Source organism: Geodermatophilus sp. DSM 45219 (assembly GCF_900104025.1).
In the GTDB taxonomy this organism is placed as follows: domain Bacteria; phylum Actinomycetota; class Actinomycetes; order Mycobacteriales; family Geodermatophilaceae; genus Geodermatophilus.
On record NZ_FNIQ01000006.1, the window covers coordinates 18,607 to 34,480 of the forward strand.

The window sequence follows — 15,874 nt, forward strand, 5'->3', positions numbered from 1 at the left end:
GGCGGCCCGGGAGACCCGTTCTCGACCTCGGTAACGAGGCGGTTTCGTTCGAGTTGACACCCTCGGTGACCTGGGCCACGGTACGAAAACCGCGGTGATCGCAGGCTCGCTGCTCTCCAACGGAGGCGGATGACGGTGTCGGTACGTAGCAAGGGCAGGTCGTCCGGCGGAGCCGCGACGCGGGGGCGCAGACGCCAGCTGGGCGGGGCGGCTGCGGCCGCGGTCCTGGCCTCGACACTCGCCGCGTGCGGAGGCGACTCGGGCGCGGCGAACGCGCTCACCTGGTACATCAACCCCGACTCCGGCGGGCAGGCGGAGATCGCCGCGCGGTGCAGCGAGGCGTCCGGCGGCGCGTACACCATCGAGACGGCGCAGCTGCCGCGCGAGTCCTCCGCGCAGCGCGAGCAGCTGGTCCGGCGCCTGGCGGCCAACGACGCCTCGATCGACCTGATCAGCCTGGACCCGCCCTACATCCCCGAGTTCGCCGAGGCCGGCTTCCTGGCCCCGGTGCCCGAGGACGTCGCCGAGCGGGTCACCGAGGGTGTCGTGCCCAGCGCGGTGGAGGGGTCCACCTGGGACGGCGAGATCGTCGCCGTCCCGTTCTGGGCCAACACCCAGCTGCTCTGGTACAAGCAGTCGGTCGCCGAGGCGGCCGGACTGGACATGACCCAGCCGGTCACCTGGGACCAGCTGGTCCAGGCCGCGCAGGAGCAGGACACCCAGCTGGCCGCCCAGGGCATCCGCGCCGAGGCCCTGACCGTCTGGCTCAACGCCCTCATCGAGTCCGCCGGCGGATCGGTCATCACCGAGACCGCCGAGGACCCGGAGAACATCGAGCTGGGCCTGGCCGAGGACCCGGGCACCCGGGCCGCCGAGGTGATGAACCTGGTCGGTACCTCCGGCGTCGTCGGCCCGGCGTTCTCGACTGCCGGCGAGGACGCCAACGTCCAGGCCTTCGAGGACGGCGAGGCCTCCTTCATGGTCAACTGGCCGTTCGTCTACGGCCGCGCGTTGAGCGCGGTCGAGGCCGGGACCCTCGACCAGTCCGTCGTCGACGACTACGGCTGGACCATCTACCCGCGGGTCAACCCGGACGACCCCTCGGCGCCGCCCTACGGCGGCATCAACCTGGGGGTCGGGGCCTTCAGCGCGGCGCCCGAGCTGGCCTACGAGGCCGCCGAGTGCATCGTCTCCGACGAGAACCAGGCCTACTACTTCGTCACCAACGGCAACCCGGCCTCGTCGGCGGCCGTCTACGACGACCCCGAGGTCCTGGAGGTCTTCCCGATGGCACCGGAGATCCGGCAGTCACTGGAACAGGCCGCCCCTCGTCCGCAGACCGTCTACTACAGCGAGGTCTCCGGAGCCCTCCAGCGCAGCTACCACCCGGCGTCCTCGGTCACGCCGGGCGTCACCGGGGAGCAGGCGGCCGAGCTGATCCGCGCCGTACTCGCAGGGGAGCAGCTGCTGTGACCACCACGACCCTCCCACCGACGGAGAAGACCCAGCCGGTCTCGGCACCGCGCGGGGCGATCAGCGACCGGTCCCGTGCCGAACGCAAGCTCGGCTGGCTGCTCGCCGGCCCGGCCTTCCTGGTCATGCTCCTGGTCACCGCGTACCCGATCGGCCAGGCGATCTGGTACTCGCTGTTCAGCTACCGGCTGACCGACCCCGCCAACCGGTCGTTCACCGGGCTGACCAACTACGTGGTGATCCTCACCGACGGGCTGTGGTGGCAGGCCATCTGGGTCACCGTGCTCATCACCGTGGTCACGGTCGCGGTGGAGCTGGTGCTCGGCTTCGCCCTGGCCCTGGTCATGGCCAAGGCGCTGTCGGCGATCCGGCCGGTCCTGCGCGCGGCGATCCTCATCCCGTACGCGGTCATCACCGTCGTCTCGGCCTTCGCCTGGCAGTTCGCCTTCGACATCCAGAGCGGCTTCGTCAACAGCTGGTTCGCCTGGCTGCCGGGGATCGGCGCCGACACCGACTGGTTCGGCGGCTGGGGGACGTCGATCCTGGTCATCTGCCTGGCCGAGATCTGGAAGACCACGCCGTTCATCTCGCTGCTGCTGCTGGCCGGCCTGGCCCAGGTGCCCGAGGTGCTGCAGGAGGCGGCCAAGGTCGACGGCGCCAGCTGGTGGCAGCGGATGTGGCGGGTGACGATCCCGAACATGAAGGCGGCCATCATGGTCGCCCTGCTGTTCCGCACCCTGGACGCCTTCCGCGTCTTCGACAGCATCTACATCATGACCGGCGGCGCCAACGGCACGGAGTCGGTGTCGTTCCTGGCCTACCGGCAGACCATCGCGCGGGTGGAGATCGGGCTGGGCTCGGCGGTGTCGGTCCTGCTGTTCCTCTCGGTGGTGCTCATCGCGTTCACCTTCATCAAGGGATTCCGGATCGACCTGGCGCAGGCGAGGGGTGAGGGCTGATGTCCCGGCGGGAGAAGAACCTGTGGATCGTCGCCGGCATCGCGATCGTCCTCTACGCGCTGTTCCCGATCGCCTGGATCGTGTCGCTGTCGCTCAAGGCGCCGGCGGACATCTCCAACGGCCAGTTCCTGCCCACGTCGGCGACGTTCGAGAACTACACGACGATCCTGACCGGCTCGGCGAGCGGCCTGTTCCTGCCGGCGCTGCGCAACTCCTTCGGCATCTGCCTGATCGCGACGTTCATCTCCTGCGTCCTGGCGATGTTCGCCGCGTACGCGATCGCCCGGCTGGACTTCCCGGGCAAGCGGCTGATCCTGTCCACGGCGCTGGCGGTGGCGATCTTCCCGGTGATCTCGATCGTCACGCCGCTGTTCAACCTGTGGCGGCAGATCGGGCTGTACGACACCTGGCCCGGCCTGATCATCCCGTACCTGTCGCTGACCCTGCCGATCTCCATCTGGACCATGTCGGCGTTCTTCCGGGAGATCCCCTGGGAGATGGAGCAGGCGGCGCAGGTGGACGGGGCCACCACCTGGCAGGCGTTCCGCAAGGTGATCGTGCCGCTGGCCGCCCCGGGGGTGTTCACCACCGCGATCATCGCCTTCTTCATCGCCTGGAACGACTTCGCGTACGGCATCTCGCTGACCTCGACCGAGGCGTCGCGGCCGGTCCCTGCCGCACTCGGCCTGTTCTCCGGTGCCTCGCAGTTCGAGGACCCGACCGGTGCGATCGCCGCGGCGGCGGTCGTCGTCACCATCCCGGTCGTCGTCCTGGTGCTGCTCTTCCAGCGGCGCATCGTCGCCGGTCTCACCAACGGCGCGGTCAAGGGCTGACCCCCGTACCCACCCACCCAGCGAGGGGACGAGATCTCATGGCTTCGATCGAGATGCGCAACATCGTCAAGCAGTACGGCGACGGCTTCCCGGCGGTGAACGACGTCAGCCTGGACATCGCCGACGGGGAGTTCATGATCCTCGTCGGTCCGTCGGGCTGCGGGAAGTCGACGCTGCTGCGGATGATCGTCGGACTGGAGGACATCACCAGCGGCGACATGATCATCGGCGGCAAGCGGGTCAACGACCTGGCCCCCCGCGACCGCAACCTGTCGATGGTGTTCCAGAACTACGCGCTGTACCCGCACATGACGGTGTACGAGAACATCGCCTTCCCCCTGCGGCTGGCGAAGATGAACGACGACGAGGTGCGCCGCCGGGTCACCGAGGCCTCCGACGTCCTGGAGCTCAAGGAGCACCTGGAGCGCAAGCCGGCCAACCTCTCCGGTGGTCAGCGGCAGCGGGTCGCGATGGGCCGGGCCATCGTGCGCCAGGCCGAGGCGTTCCTCTTCGACGAGCCGCTGTCCAACCTCGACGCCAAGCTGCGCGGCCAGATGCGCACCGAGATCTCCCGGCTGCAGCGCCGGCTGGGGATCACCACGGTCTACGTCACCCACGACCAGACCGAGGCGATGACGCTGGGCGACCGGGTCTGCGTGCTCCGCAAGGGCAAGATCCAGCAGGTCGCCTCGCCGCGCGAGCTCTACGAGCAGCCGGTCAACCTCTTCGTCGCCGGCTTCATCGGCTCCCCGCCGATGAACTTCCTCCCGGCGACGTTGGACGGCGACCGGCTGAAGACGCCGTTCGGGGCGGTCACGCTCGACGAGCGCCGGGCCGCGGCCGTGCGGGGCCGCGACCTGCTGCTGGTCGGCATCCGGCCCGAGTACTTCGAGGACGCGTCACTGGTCGACGAGGCCAAGCGGCCGCTGGGCTCGATGTTCCGGGCGCGGGTCGACGTCACCGAGTGGCTGGGCGACTCGCAGTACGCCTACATCCCCTACGAGGCGCCGGACGCCATCCGCGACCAGCTGCGGGAGCTGTCGCGGGAGCTGGACTCCGAGGAGCTGCGCACCCAGGCGATCGTGTCCATCGACGCGACCAGCCGGATGCGGGAGGGACGCGAGGCGGAGTTCTGGCTGGACGCCCGCAAGGTGCACGTCTTCGACCCGCAGACCGGTGACAACCTCACCCGGGACGCCGAGGCCGGGGCACGGCTGACCCAGATGGCCACCGAGGACCGGGTCGAGCAGGTCCAGGAGGCGCAGGCCCAGGGGACGACGGTCGGCGGCGGGGCCACCCGGGCCGGAGCCGCCTGAAAGAGGACCCCCCGCCCCCGCCACTCGCAGGCTCGCGGCGGGTCCCTGCAGGGGGCCGCCCGTCCCTCCCCATCCCGCGCAGGCCCGGGCTGGGCCACCCGCGGTGCCGGCGGCCGCCGTGGCCGCCGGCACTGCGGCCTGCCTCGACCACCTCAGGAGACCGATGCACCCCGCCGTCCCGGAGGGCCGCCGTCCGTGGTGGCGGACGGCGGTGGTCTACGAGGTCTACCTGCGCAGCTTCGCCGATTCCGACGGTGACGGCGTCGGCGACGTCGACGGGCTGCGCAGCCGGCTGCCGTACCTGGCCGACCTCGGCGTCGACGCCCTGTGGGTGACGCCCTGGTACCCCTCGCCGATGGCCGACGGGGGCTACGACGTCACCGACCACCGCGACATCGACCCGCGGCTGGGCACCCTCGCCGACGTCGACGCGCTGCTCGGCGAGGCCCACGACGCGGGGCTGCGGGTCCTCGTCGACCTGGTCGCCAACCACACCTCCGCGGAGCACCCGTGGTTCCGCGCTGCGGTGGCCGGCGGGCCCGGCGCCCCCGAGCGGGCGCGGTACTTCTTCCGCGACGGCCGCGACGGCGGGACGCAGCCGCCCAACGACTGGATCAGCGCGTTCGGCGGCCCGGCCTGGACGCGGGTGCGCGAGCCCGACGGGCGGCTGGGGCAGTGGTACCTGCACCTGTTCGCACCGGAGCAGCCGGACCTGGACTGGGGCGACCCGGTGGTGCAGGAGGAGTTCGACGGGGTCGTGCGGTTCTGGCTGGACCGCGGCGTCGACGGCATCCGGGTGGACGCCGCCCCGGCCCTGGCCAAGGTGCCCGGCCTGCCCGACGCCGGGCACGCGCCGGGCGCGCTGTTCGAGTCCAGCCGGTGGACCGACAACCCGCACTGGGATCGCGACGAGGTGCACGAGGTCTTCCGGCGCTGGCGGCGGATCAGTGACGGGTACCCGGGCGACCGGGTGTTCGTCTCCGAGGCCGTGGTCGCCGGTCCCGAGCGGCTGGCCCGCTACGTCCGGTCCGACGAGCTGCACACCAGCTTCAACTTCGACTACCTCAAGGCGCCCTGGGACGCCGGGAGCCTGCGGGCGGCGATCGACGGGACGCTCGCCGCGCTGGCTCCGGTCGGTGCGCCGGCCACCTGGGTGCTGTCCAGCCACGACGAGACCCGGCACGTCACCCGCTTCGGCCGGGCCGCCAGCGGGGCGGCGACGATGGGCTTCGACGCGGCTGCGCCCGCCGACCTGGCGCTGGGCCTGCGGCGCGCCCGCGCCGCCGCCCTGCTGACGCTCGCCCTCCCGGGCAGCGCCTACCTGTACCAGGGCGAGGAACTGGGCCTGCCCGAGGTGGAGGACCTCCCCGAGGACGTCCTCACCGACCCGACCTGGGAGCGCTCCGGCCACACCGCACGCGGCCGCGACGGCTGCCGGGTGCCGCTGCCGTGGTCGGGGAACCGGCCGCCGTTCGGCTTCACGGCCGACGGTGTCTCCCCGTGGCTGCCCCAGCCCGACGCGTGGCGGGAGCTGACCGTGGCCGCCCAGCGGGACGACCCGGCGTCCACCCTGTCGCTCCACCGCAGCGCGCTGCGGATGCGCCGTGACCTGCCGGGGCTCGCCGACGACGCGCCGTTGACCTGGCGCGACCTGGGGGACGGCGTGCTGGCCTTCGACCGCGGCCCGCGGTTCCGGTGCATCGTCAACCTGTCGGCGCACCCGGTTCCGCTGGGCGCGCACGGCCTCCCGGTGCTGAGCAGCGCGCCGGTCGAGGAGGAGCTGCCACCGGACGTGGCCGTCTGGCTGCGGACGGGCTAGCGCGCGAGCGAGCGGGTCAGCACCAGGCGGTCCGCACCCGGTCCGGCGCGGTCGGGAGCCAGGTGCGCGCTGGCGCCCAGCGAGGTGTGGAAGGCGACCGCGGCGGCGTCCTCCGGCCGAGCGACCGCCTGCACCACCCGCGCCCCGGTGCCGCGCGCCAGGTCGTCGAACCAGGCCACCAGCCGGCGACCCAGGCCGGTCCGGCGCCGGTCGTCGCGCACCGCGAGCAGGTGCAGGTAGGCCAGCCGGTCGGCGGTGACCACGCCGAGCAGGTAGCCGACGTCCGCACCGCCGGCGCTGCGGGCCAGGACGCCGAAGCCGCCGAACTGGTCGAACCAGACCGGGTGGTGCAGCGGCCGGGTGTCGGCGTCCCAGAACCGGTCGTGGTCGGCGAGCAGGCGGGCGCGCACGACGGTCGCCGACAGTTCGGCGAACCCGACGAGCGCGACGTCGTCGGGCGTGCTCACCGGCGGGCCGTGCTCATGCGCGGGCCCTGACCAGCTCGTCGCGGGTCGGCGGGTCGGCGCCCTCGCGCGTGCAGTTGAGCGCGGCGACCAGGGCGGCGTCGTCCACGATCGGCAGCAGCTCGTCGTCGGGCAGCTGCTCCAGGGCCGCCCGGGTGGTGACGCCGGCCTCGAGCAGGCCGGCGAACAGCCCGGCGGCCAGCGAGTCCCCGGCGCCCACGGTGTCGACCACGGGAACCCGCGGCGGCTCGCGGCGCAGCAGCGCGCGGCCGGGCCGGGCGATCCGCAGCGGCGCCCCGCCGTCGGTGAGCAGCACCAGGGCCGCGCCCCGGTCGGCCCAGCGCAGCGCCGTCCCGTCGAGGTCGGCCGCGGCGTCCGGCTCCAGCCAGGCCAGGTCCTCGGCGCTGACCTTCACGATGTCGGCGCGGGACAGCAACCGCTCGAGGCGGTCGCGCACCTCGGCCGGGGAGTTGCCCAGCGTCGTCCCGACCGGGCCGTCGGCCAGCATCGGCCGGATGTTGGGGTCGACGCTGACCAGTGCCCGGTCGTCGGCGGCGACCTGCTCGACCAGCCGGGCGATCGCCTCGCACCCGGGCGGGGTCCAGCTGGAGATCGAGCCGACGTGCAGGATCGCCGTCCCCTCCGGCAGGACGGCGGCCAGCTCCTCGTCGGTCCACTGCCAGTCGGCGGCGCCCTGCACGTGGAAGCCGTAGTCCGGCGAGCCGTCGGGCCCCAGGCCCACCACCGCGAGGCTGACCGGCTCGGTGGCCGGGACGAAGCCGGCGAGGTCGACGTCCGAGAGTTCCGCGTGCCGTCGCAGTCCCGCGGCCAGCGGGCCGGTGCCCAGGCGGGCCATCAGCCGGACCGGGACGCCGAGGCGGCCGGCGGCGACCGCGACGTTGAGGGCGTTGCCGCCGGGCCGGGCGACGTAGTGCGGTGCCGTGCCGTGGGGGCCGGCACCGGCCGCCGCGTCGGGCAGCATGTCGACGACCAGTTCCCCCAGGACGCTCAGCACCGAGCGGTCGCTGCTCACGCCCTCGACCCTAGCGAGCCGGGTGCCTCCGCACCGCGCCGCTGGCCGGTGCGCCGGGGCACCTGGGACGATGGCGGAGACGACGATCGCTGCGGTGCGCCGGATGGGTGGCCCTGGCGGACGACCGCTACCTGCGCAGGAGGACCGATGCCGAACCCGTTCGTGAAGCTGTGGAAGTACCTCACGGCCTCCGCCAACGCCAAGATCGACGAGAAGGCCGACCCGAAGATCCAGATCGCGCAGGCGATCGAGGCCGAGCAGCAGCGGCACCAGGCGCTGGCCAACCAGGCCGCCGCGGTGCTGGGCAACCAGCGCCAGCTGGAGATGCGGCTCAACCGGCAGCTCGGTGAGGTGGAGAAGCTGCAGGCCTCGGCGCGCCAGGCGCTGGTCCTGGCCGACCAGACCCGGGCGGGCGGCGACGCGGCCAAGGCGGGGGAGTACGAGAACGCCGCGCAGGCCTTCGCCACCCAGCTGGTCGCCGCCGAGCAGGCGATGGAGGACCTCAAGCGCAGCCACGACGAGGCGCTCCAGGCCGCCGAGCAGGCGCGCGGCGCGGTCGAGCAGAGCCGGATGCGGCTGCAGACGACGCTGGCCGAGCGCACCAAGCTGATGAGCCAGCTGGAGCAGGCCAAGATGCAGGAGCACGTGGCCGCCTCGCTCAAGCAGGTCAACGAGCTGTCGGCCCCCGGCAACACGCCCAGTCTCGGCGAGGTGCGGGACAAGATCGAGGCCCGCTACGCCAACGCCCTCGGCCAGGCCGAGCTGGCGCAGACGTCGGTCGAGGGCCGGATGCTCGAGGTGCAGAAGGCGACCCTCGACGTCGCCGGCGCCTCGCGGCTGGACCAGATCCGCGCCTCGATGGGACAGCCGGCGGTCACCGGCCAGGCCGCAGCGCCGGCGATCGAGGAGGGGACGCCGTCGGTGCCGGCGTCCTCCGCGCAGCAGGCCGCTCAGCCGGCCGACCGCCCCGAGTCGCAGTAGGAGGACCCCCTGCCCCCCACCGCTCGCAGGCTCGCGGCGGGACCCGGCAGGGGGCCACACGGGCCCGGTCGCCGCGGTGGCCGGGCCAGTGCCTCAGTGGGCGCTTGTCAGTGGCGGCGGGTGGTCGGGCTCGCCGGTGCGCGCTGCCGGGTCGATGGCCGAGCGGGCGGCCTGGCAGCGCGGGCACCAGTAGGTGATCCGCTCCTGCAGGTCCGGGCCCTGGTCGCCGCGCAGGACCGGGGTGCCGCAGCGCAGGCACGGGCGGTCCTTGCGGCCGTAGACCCAGTGGTCGCGGCCGCGGCGCAGGTCGCCGGTGGTGCTCTGCTCGGGGCGGTCGCGGTTGGCCAGCATGAGCGAGCGGGTCCGCTCGACGAGCCCGGGCAGGTCCTCGACGTCGGCCACCCGGGCCCACGGGTGGACGCCGCAGACGAACAGCCCCTCGACCTTGTAGAGGTTGCCCGGGCCGCACAGGTTGCGCTGGTCGAGGATGGCGACGCCGATCTGCTCGTCGGGGTGCGACCGCAGCCGGCGCAGCGCCTCCTCGAGGTCCCAGTCCAGGCCGAGGACGTCGGGACCCAGGTGGCCGACGAGCTGGTCCTCGTGCTCGGTGCGCACCATCGCCACGTCGTGCAGGCGGTAGCCGACGCACTCCCACTCGTCGGTGGCGAGGACGGCGCGGACGGCGAAGGCCGGACCGCCGCGCCACCGGCTGCCGTGCCGGTAGATGTGCCAGCTGCCGTCCATGCGGTAGTGGGTGCGCAGTGTCCAGCCGTCGGCGAACCGGGTGAGCATGTGCTTGCCCCGCGGCACCACCTCGGAGACGGTGCGGCCGGCCAGGTCGGTGCCGGCCAGCTGCGGCACGCGCAGCTCGCCGCGGCGCAGCGTCGCGCCGCCGAGCGCGCTGTTCATCCGCTGCGCGGCCAGCCAGACGGTGTCTCCCTCGGGCACGCGCTCCAGTGTCCCCCCGCGGCACCCGCCCCGCGGCGCGGCGCAGGTCACCCCGGCGGTGGGAACGCGCAGCCCTGCTGCGGTGCTGAGCCTCCCGTGCTGCGACGTGATCGATCCCCGAGGTCCGCGGGTGTCGCGCCCGAGGCGGTGGCCGCGGCCGCCGAGCCGGTCACCGTGACCGTCGCCCGCGACGTGCGTGCCGACCAGCGCGAGGCCTTCGAGGCGTGGGCCGCCGAGGTGCTGGGCCTGGCCGCGGAGTTCCCGGGCAACCTGGGCACCAGCCTGCTGCGCCCCGGTCCGGGCTCGACCCGCTACCACCTGGTCTACCGGTTCGCCGACGGCGAGTCGCTGGCGAGCTGGGAGCGCTCGACCGAGCGGCGGGCCGCGCTGCAGCGCGCCGAGCACCTGACCGACCGCGTCGACTACGCCCACGTGGCCGGCCTGGACAGCTTCTTCACCGCGCTCACGCCGTCCCGGCCCGGTCCCCGCTGGCGGCTGGCCGTCCTCACCGTGGTCGCCGTCTTCGCCATCACGCTGGCCTTCCAGCTGCTGGTGGCGCCGCACGTGACCGGCTGGCCGCTGCTCGCGCGGCTGCTGCTGTCCGCGGTGGTCGTCGTGGTGCTGCTCGGCTACGTGGTCATGCCGGCGCTGTCCCGGCTGTTCGCCCGCTGGTTGCGCCCTCGCCGCTGAACGACGACGCCGTCGTACCGGTCGGCGGCGTGGGGATCCTCCCGCGGTGACCGCCCACGTCGCCTTCGCCTGTAGATCGAGGCACGGGTCGCCGATGGAGAGACTGGCTGGTCCGTGCCGGCCCGACCCGTTTCCCGACCCTCGAGGAGTCGACATGACCTACCCGCCACAGGCCGGTGCCGGGCAGCCGCCGCTGCCGCCGCTGCCGCCGCAGGGTCAGCCGGCTCCCCGGCCGCAGGCCTCGAACGAGGCGGGGTTCCCTGTCCTACCTGCGCAGCAGTTCCACTCGTTGCTGCCGCAGCAGGGGTACGCCGTCGTTCCGCATCCGGTCCTGCCCATGCCCTACAAGGACAGCACGGCTGCATGGCTGCTGTGGTTCTTCCTCGGGAGCTTCGGCGCCCATCACTTCTACCTGGGCCGGACGAAGTGGGGTGTCGCCTACGCGGTGGGCTTCATGCTGAGCTGCCTGTTCACCATCGTGCTGATCGGGATCCTGGGCCTGATCGCCCTGTTCGTGCTCTGGGTGGTCGACGCGACGCAGATGTCGCAGCGCCTCCAGCAGTACAACGCCCACGCCTACGCAGTGAACCGGTCCCTCGGAGTCGCCTAGATCGAGCGGCGGGTTCGGACCGTGCTGGCGGTCCGGCCCCGTGCTCGCGTCAGTGCGTGCCGGTCACCGGCCATGGCCGGGCCTGGTGCTGTGGCCGTGCGCGGTGCGTGCTGTCTCAGCCGCGCAGGCGTAGGCCCCTCGGGGTGGCGGCGAAGCCGGCGGCCTGCAGCGCGGCCGACAGCGGTGTCGACTCGTGCACCGAGGCGCCGTCGGCCTTCTGCACCACCATCCGGCCCAGCGCACCTGCGGCGACCGCCCCGGACAGCGCCGTGGCGGCCTCCTTCAGCGCAGTCTCGTCCTCGGTCCAGGACAGCAGCGTCTTCCCGCCCCGCTCGACGTAGAGCACCAGCTCGCCGTCGACCAGCACGACCAGCGCGCCGGCCTTGCGCCCGGCGCGGTGCCCGGCGGTGCGACGTCCGCCGCCGGTGCCCTCCCCGACGTCGACCGCCCCTCCGTCGGCGGCCGGGTCGCCCGTCGCGCCCGGTGCGCCGGGCCGCTCGGGCCAGGGCAGGGCCGCGCCGTAGACGTTGGCCGGGTCGGTCGCGGCCAGCACCACCGCGCTGCCGGGCACGCGGTCGGGTGCGGCGAAGCTGCGCAGCCGGTCGACCGACCCCGGCGTGCCGAACTGGGCGGCGCCGAGGGTCTCCACGAAGTAGCCGCGCCGGGCCCGGCCGTTCTCCTCGAACGCCCGCAGCACCGGGTAGACCGCGGAGAATCCCCCGGCGACCTGCTCGGCCATGACCGCACCGCGGGTGAGCACACCGTGCCGCTCCAGGAGGGCCTCGGCGCGGGCCGTCGTGCGCTTGGTGGCGTTGGCCTCCCGGTCGGGCAGCCGTGACCACCGGCCGGCCATGGTCGGCGGCCCGCTGCGGGTCGGCATGGCCGGGCGGCCCAGGCGCGGGCGCCCGTAGCGGCCGCGGTCCACCCGGGCCCGGGGGGTCGCGGGCTGGCGCTTGTGCGTGCCCCCGCCGCCGGACAGCTTGGTGCGCAGCGGCGCCAGGGTGTCGTTGGTCAGCGCGCCGGACCAGACCAGGTCCCAGACGAGGTCGGCGAAGGCCGCGTCGTCGGTGGAGCCGACCAGGTCGGACAGGCCGCGGAAGAACAGCGCCTGCCCCTCCGCGAGGTGGTCGAGCACCGTGGCGCCGGCGTGCCCGTCGCCCATCCCGCCCAGCTCCAGCGGCTCGGGCAGCAACAGGGGCGCCAGGTCGGCCGGGACCAGGCTGACCCAGCCGTCGCCGCCGGGCAGCCCGCCGGCTCCGGCCCACAGCACCTCGCCCGCGCTGGTCAGCTCGTCGAGCATCGCGGGGGAGTAGTCGCGCACCCGGGTCGGCAGCACCAGCGACTCCAGCGCGCTGGCCGGCACGAGGGCGCCGGCCAGCTGCTCGACCACCGCGAGCACGCCGTCGGCGCCTCGCATCCGGCTGCCCACCGACTGCCAGGACGGGGTGAACCGCGCCAGGGTGTCGACCGGGACCGGCTCGACCTCCTGACGCAGCCGGGCCAGGCTGCGCCGGCGCACCGACCGGAGGACGTCGGCGTCGCACCACTCCTGGCCGGTGCCGCCCGGGCGGAACTCGCCGGTGACCAGCCGGCCGGTGCCGACCAGCCGCTGCACGGTCGCGGTGACCACCGCCACGCCCAGCCCCAGCCGCTGGGCCACCTCGGGGGGCTGGAAGGGGCCGTGGGTGCGGGCGTAGCGGCCGACCAGGTCGCCGAGCGGGTCGGGCACCGGCTCGGTGAAGACCTCCGGCACCCCGACCGGCAGCGCGGTGCCCAGGGCGTCGCGGAGCCGGCCGGCGTCCTCGATCGCGACGTGGCGCTCCTCGCCGGCGATGCGCACCACCAGGGCCCGGCGGGCAGCCACCAGCTCGTCGAGCCAGGCCTGGCCCACGCCACGCGCGGCGGCCTCGGCGACGGTGAGGTCGCCGACGATGCGCAGCAGGTCCGCGGCGCCGTCGGGGTCGCGGGGGTGTCGCTCGACCGGCAGCCGCTGCAGCTCGGTCTCGACCTCGGTGAGCGCTTCCGCGTCCAGCAGTTCGCGCAGTTCGGAGCGGCCGAGCAGCTCGGCGAGCAGGCCGGTGTCGAGGGCCAGCGCCTGGGCGCGGCGCTCCGCCAGGGGGGCGTCGCCCTCGTAGAGGAACTGGCCGACGTAGCCGAACAGCAACGACTGCGCGAAGGGCGAGGCGTTCTGGGTCTGCACGTCGACCACCCGCACCCGGCGGGAACGGACGTCGCGCATCAGCTCGACCAGGCCGGGCACGTCGTAGACGTCCTGCAGCACCTCGCGGGCGGCCTCCAGCGTGATGGGGAAGCTGGCGAAGTCGCTGGCCACCGACAGCAGCTGGGCGGCGCGTTGCCGCTGCTGCCACAGCGGGGTGCGCCGGCGTGGGTCGCGGCGGGGCAGCAGCAGCGCCCGTGCCGCGCACTCGCGGAACCGGCTGGCGAACAGCGCTGAGCTGCCGACCTCGGCGGTGACCTCGCGCTCGACGTCGTCCGGGTCGAGGACGGCGAGGTCGGCCTCCGGCGGCTCGCCGGTGGTGTCGGGCAGGCGCAGCACGATGCCGTCGTCGGAGTGCATCGAGGCGACGTCGACGCCGTAGCGCTCCCGCAGCCGGGCGGCGAGCACCAGCGCCCACGGGGCGTTGACCTGGGCGCCGAAGGGGGAGTGCACGACCAGCCGCCAGTCGCCGAGCTCGTCGCGGAAGCGCTCGACCAGCAGGGTGCGGTCGTCGGGCAGGTGGCCGGTGGCTGCCTTCTGCTCGGCCAGGTAGGCCAGCAGGTTGGCCGCGCCCCACTCGTCGAGGCCGGCGGCGCGGGCGCGGTCGAGCCCGGCCTCGGGGGTGGCGGTGCCGACCTCGCGCAGGAAGGCGCCCAGCGCGCGGCCGAGCTCGAGCGGCCGGCCCGGGGCGTCGCCGTGCCAGAACGGCATCTTGCCGGGCTGTCCGGGCGCCGGGCTGACCAGCACGCGGTCGTGGGTGATCTCCTCGATGCGCCAGGAGGACGAGCCGAGCAGGAAGACGTCGCCCACCCGTGACTCGTAGACCATCTCCTCGTCGAGCTCACCGACCCGCCGGCCACCGCGGCTGTCCTCCCCACCGACGAGGAAGACGCCGAACAGGCCCCGGTCGGGGATGGTGCCGCCGCTGGTGACCGCCAACCGCTGGGCGCCGCCGCGCGCGGTGAGGGTGTCGGTGACCCGGTCCCACGTCAGCCGCGGCCGCAGCTCGGCGAAGGCGTCGGAGGGGTAGCGGCCGGCCAGCATGTCGAGCACCGCGTGCAGCGCGGAGTCCGGCAGCGAGGCGAACGGTGCCGACCGCCGGACCAGCGCCGCCACCTCGTCGACGGTGCGCGGCCGCTCGGAGACGACCGCGACGACCTGCTGGGCGAGCACGTCGAGCGGGTTGCGCAGGTAGCGGATCGACTCGATCGCGCCGGCCTTCATCCGCTCGGCGACCAGCGCGCACTGCACCAGGTCGCCGCGGTACTTCGGGAACAGCACGCCGCGGCTCACCGCGCCGACCTGGTGCCCGGCCCGGCCCACCCGCTGCAGCCCCGAGGCCACGGTGGGTGGGGCCTCGACCTGGACGACGAGGTCGACCGCGCCCATGTCGATGCCGAGCTCGAGGCTGGAGGTGGCCACCACCGCCGGCAGCCGGCCGGACTTCAGCGCCTCCTCGACGATCGCGCGCTGCTCGCGGGACACCGAGCCGTGGTGGGCCGCGGCCACCGGCTGCACCCCCTCGGGCAGCCCGCCGCCGGAGCCGGCCTGTGCCATCAGGGCGGCGGCGTTGGTGCCCGGCGGGACCGGCTCCCCGGTGGCCCGCTCGTAGGCGAGCTCGTTGAGCCGGCTGGTCAGCCGCTCGGCCAGGCGGCGGGAGTTGGCGAAGACGATCGTGCTGCGGTGCGCCTCGACGAGGTCGAGCACCCGCTCCTCGACCGCCGGCCAGATCGACGACCGGGGCTGGTTGCCCGCCGCCGACCCGTCGAGCTCGCCGGTGGGCTGGCCGAGGGTGCTCATGTCCTCGACCGGGACGACGACCGAGAGGTCCCACTGCTTGGCCGAGCCGGGCGCGACGACCTCGACCGGGCGGCCGCCGGCGAGGAAGGTGGCCACCTCCTCGACGGGGCGCACCGTCGCCGACAGGCCGATCCGCTGGGCCGGGCGCTCGAGCAGCTCGTCGAGCCGGTCGAGGGTGACCGCCAGGTGTGCACCGCGCTTCGTGTCCGCCACCGCGTGCACCTCGTCGACGATCACCGTCTCGACGCCGCGGAGCGCCTCGCGCGCGGCACTGGTGAGCAGCAGGAACAGCGACTCAGGCGTGGTGATGAGGATGTCGGTGGGCCGCCGGGCGAAGGCACGCCGCTCCTCCGCCGGGGTGTCACCGGACCGGGTGCCCACCTGGATCTCCGGACGGGGCAGGCCGAGGCGGGCCGCCGCCTGGCCGATGCCCGCCAGGGGGGCGCGCAGGTTGCGCTCCACGTCCACGGCCAGTGCCTTGAGCGGGGAGACGTAGAGGACGCGGCAGCGGGCCTGCTCGTCGGCCAGCGGCGGGGTGCTGGCCAGCCGGTCCAGCGACCACAGGAAGGCGGCGAGCGTCTTGCCCGAGCCGGTGGGGGCGACGACGAGGGCGTGGCCGCCGGTGCTGATGGCCTGCCAGGCGCCCTCCTGCGCGGCCGTGGGGGCGGCGAAGGCGCCGGTGAACCACGCCCGGGTGGGCTCCGAGAACCGGTCGAGGGCGGGCACGGCT

Annotated in this window: 12 protein-coding genes; 8 read left to right on the plus strand and 4 right to left on the minus strand. The window is 74.2% G+C overall.

Going from position 1 to position 15,874, the window contains the following annotated elements:
• Positions 1–129 precede the first annotated feature (129 nt).
• The 5 genes from BLR12_RS18480 (at position 130) to BLR12_RS18500 (ending at position 6,400) form a co-directional block, all read left to right on the plus strand.
• Positions 130–1,473 (plus strand): extracellular solute-binding protein, encoded by a 1,344-nt coding sequence (locus BLR12_RS18480; RefSeq protein ID WP_091381326.1) that lies wholly within the window; start codon positions 130–132, stop codon positions 1,471–1,473.
• Positions 1,470–2,432 carry a carbohydrate ABC transporter permease gene (locus BLR12_RS18485; protein ID WP_091381327.1) on the plus strand — a complete coding sequence of 321 codons (963 nt, stop codon included), beginning with the start codon at positions 1,470–1,472 and terminating at the stop codon, positions 2,430–2,432. Before BLR12_RS18480 ends, BLR12_RS18485 begins: the two co-directional genes overlap by 4 nt.
• Positions 2,432–3,265, plus strand: coding sequence for a carbohydrate ABC transporter permease (locus BLR12_RS18490; protein WP_091381329.1), 834 nt, complete (start codon positions 2,432–2,434; stop codon positions 3,263–3,265). Before BLR12_RS18485 ends, BLR12_RS18490 begins: the two co-directional genes overlap by 1 nt.
• A 38-nt stretch (positions 3,266–3,303) precedes the next feature.
• The gene (locus BLR12_RS18495) at positions 3,304–4,581 is read left to right on the plus strand and encodes an ABC transporter ATP-binding protein (protein WP_091381330.1); all 1,278 of its coding nucleotides are present in this window, start codon (positions 3,304–3,306) and stop codon (positions 4,579–4,581) included.
• Between the two features lie 163 nt (positions 4,582–4,744).
• Positions 4,745–6,400, plus strand: coding sequence for a glycoside hydrolase family 13 protein (locus BLR12_RS18500; protein ID WP_091381332.1), 1,656 nt, complete (start codon positions 4,745–4,747; stop codon positions 6,398–6,400).
• Here BLR12_RS18500 and BLR12_RS18505 read toward each other — a convergent pair.
• Positions 6,397–6,867, minus strand: coding sequence for a GNAT family N-acetyltransferase (locus BLR12_RS18505; protein ID WP_091381334.1), 471 nt, complete (start codon positions 6,865–6,867; stop codon positions 6,397–6,399). The genes BLR12_RS18500 and BLR12_RS18505 overlap by 4 nt on opposite strands.
• 13 nt (positions 6,868–6,880) lie before the next feature.
• Positions 6,881–7,897 (minus strand): carbohydrate kinase family protein, encoded by a 1,017-nt coding sequence (locus tag BLR12_RS18510; protein WP_091381336.1) that lies wholly within the window; start codon positions 7,895–7,897, stop codon positions 6,881–6,883.
• A 147-nt stretch (positions 7,898–8,044) separates the two neighbouring features.
• Here BLR12_RS18510 and BLR12_RS18515 point away from each other — a divergent pair, with 147 nt between their 5' ends.
• A complete protein-coding gene (locus BLR12_RS18515; RefSeq protein ID WP_091381338.1) occupies positions 8,045–8,878 on the plus strand; it encodes a PspA/IM30 family protein in 834 nt (277 codons plus the stop codon).
• Between the two features lie 93 nt (positions 8,879–8,971).
• Here BLR12_RS18515 and BLR12_RS18520 read toward each other — a convergent pair whose 3' ends face one another.
• On the minus strand, positions 8,972–9,826 hold the full coding sequence (locus BLR12_RS18520) for a DNA-formamidopyrimidine glycosylase family protein (protein WP_091381339.1): 855 nt from the start codon (positions 9,824–9,826) through the stop codon (positions 8,972–8,974).
• A gap of 147 nt (positions 9,827–9,973) precedes the next feature.
• Here BLR12_RS18520 and BLR12_RS18525 point away from each other — a divergent pair, with 147 nt between their 5' ends.
• Both BLR12_RS18525 and BLR12_RS24115 read left to right on the plus strand, forming a co-directional pair.
• A complete protein-coding gene (locus BLR12_RS18525; protein ID WP_255363621.1) occupies positions 9,974–10,516 on the plus strand; it encodes an antibiotic biosynthesis monooxygenase in 543 nt (180 codons plus the stop codon).
• A gap of 154 nt (positions 10,517–10,670) precedes the next feature.
• Entirely contained in the window at positions 10,671–11,126 is a 456-nt protein-coding gene (locus BLR12_RS24115; protein ID WP_176832588.1) for a TM2 domain-containing protein, read from the plus strand.
• Between the two features lie 115 nt (positions 11,127–11,241).
• On the opposite strand, the gene BLR12_RS18535 is transcribed toward BLR12_RS24115, so the two are convergent.
• A complete protein-coding gene (locus tag BLR12_RS18535) occupies positions 11,242–15,870 on the minus strand; it encodes an ATP-dependent helicase (protein WP_091381342.1) in 4,629 nt (1,542 codons plus the stop codon).
• Positions 15,871–15,874: the final 4 nt, after the last annotated feature.

Bases quoted from the DNA above. Each gene is read 5' to 3' on its own strand.
- BLR12_RS18500 (WP_091381332.1), top strand. From the start codon at position 4,745: ATGCACCCCGCCGTCCCGGAGGGCCGCCGTCCGTGGTGGCGGACGGCG.
- BLR12_RS18490 (WP_091381329.1), top strand. From the start codon at position 2,432: ATGTCCCGGCGGGAGAAGAACCTGTGGATCGTCGCCGGCATCGCGATC.
- BLR12_RS18515 (WP_091381338.1), top strand. From the start codon at position 8,045: ATGCCGAACCCGTTCGTGAAGCTGTGGAAGTACCTCACGGCCTCCGCC.
- BLR12_RS18495 (WP_091381330.1), top strand. From the start codon at position 3,304: ATGGCTTCGATCGAGATGCGCAACATCGTCAAGCAGTACGGCGACGGC.
- BLR12_RS18480 (WP_091381326.1), top strand. From the start codon at position 130: ATGACGGTGTCGGTACGTAGCAAGGGCAGGTCGTCCGGCGGAGCCGCG.
- BLR12_RS24115 (WP_176832588.1), top strand. From the start codon at position 10,671: ATGACCTACCCGCCACAGGCCGGTGCCGGGCAGCCGCCGCTGCCGCCG.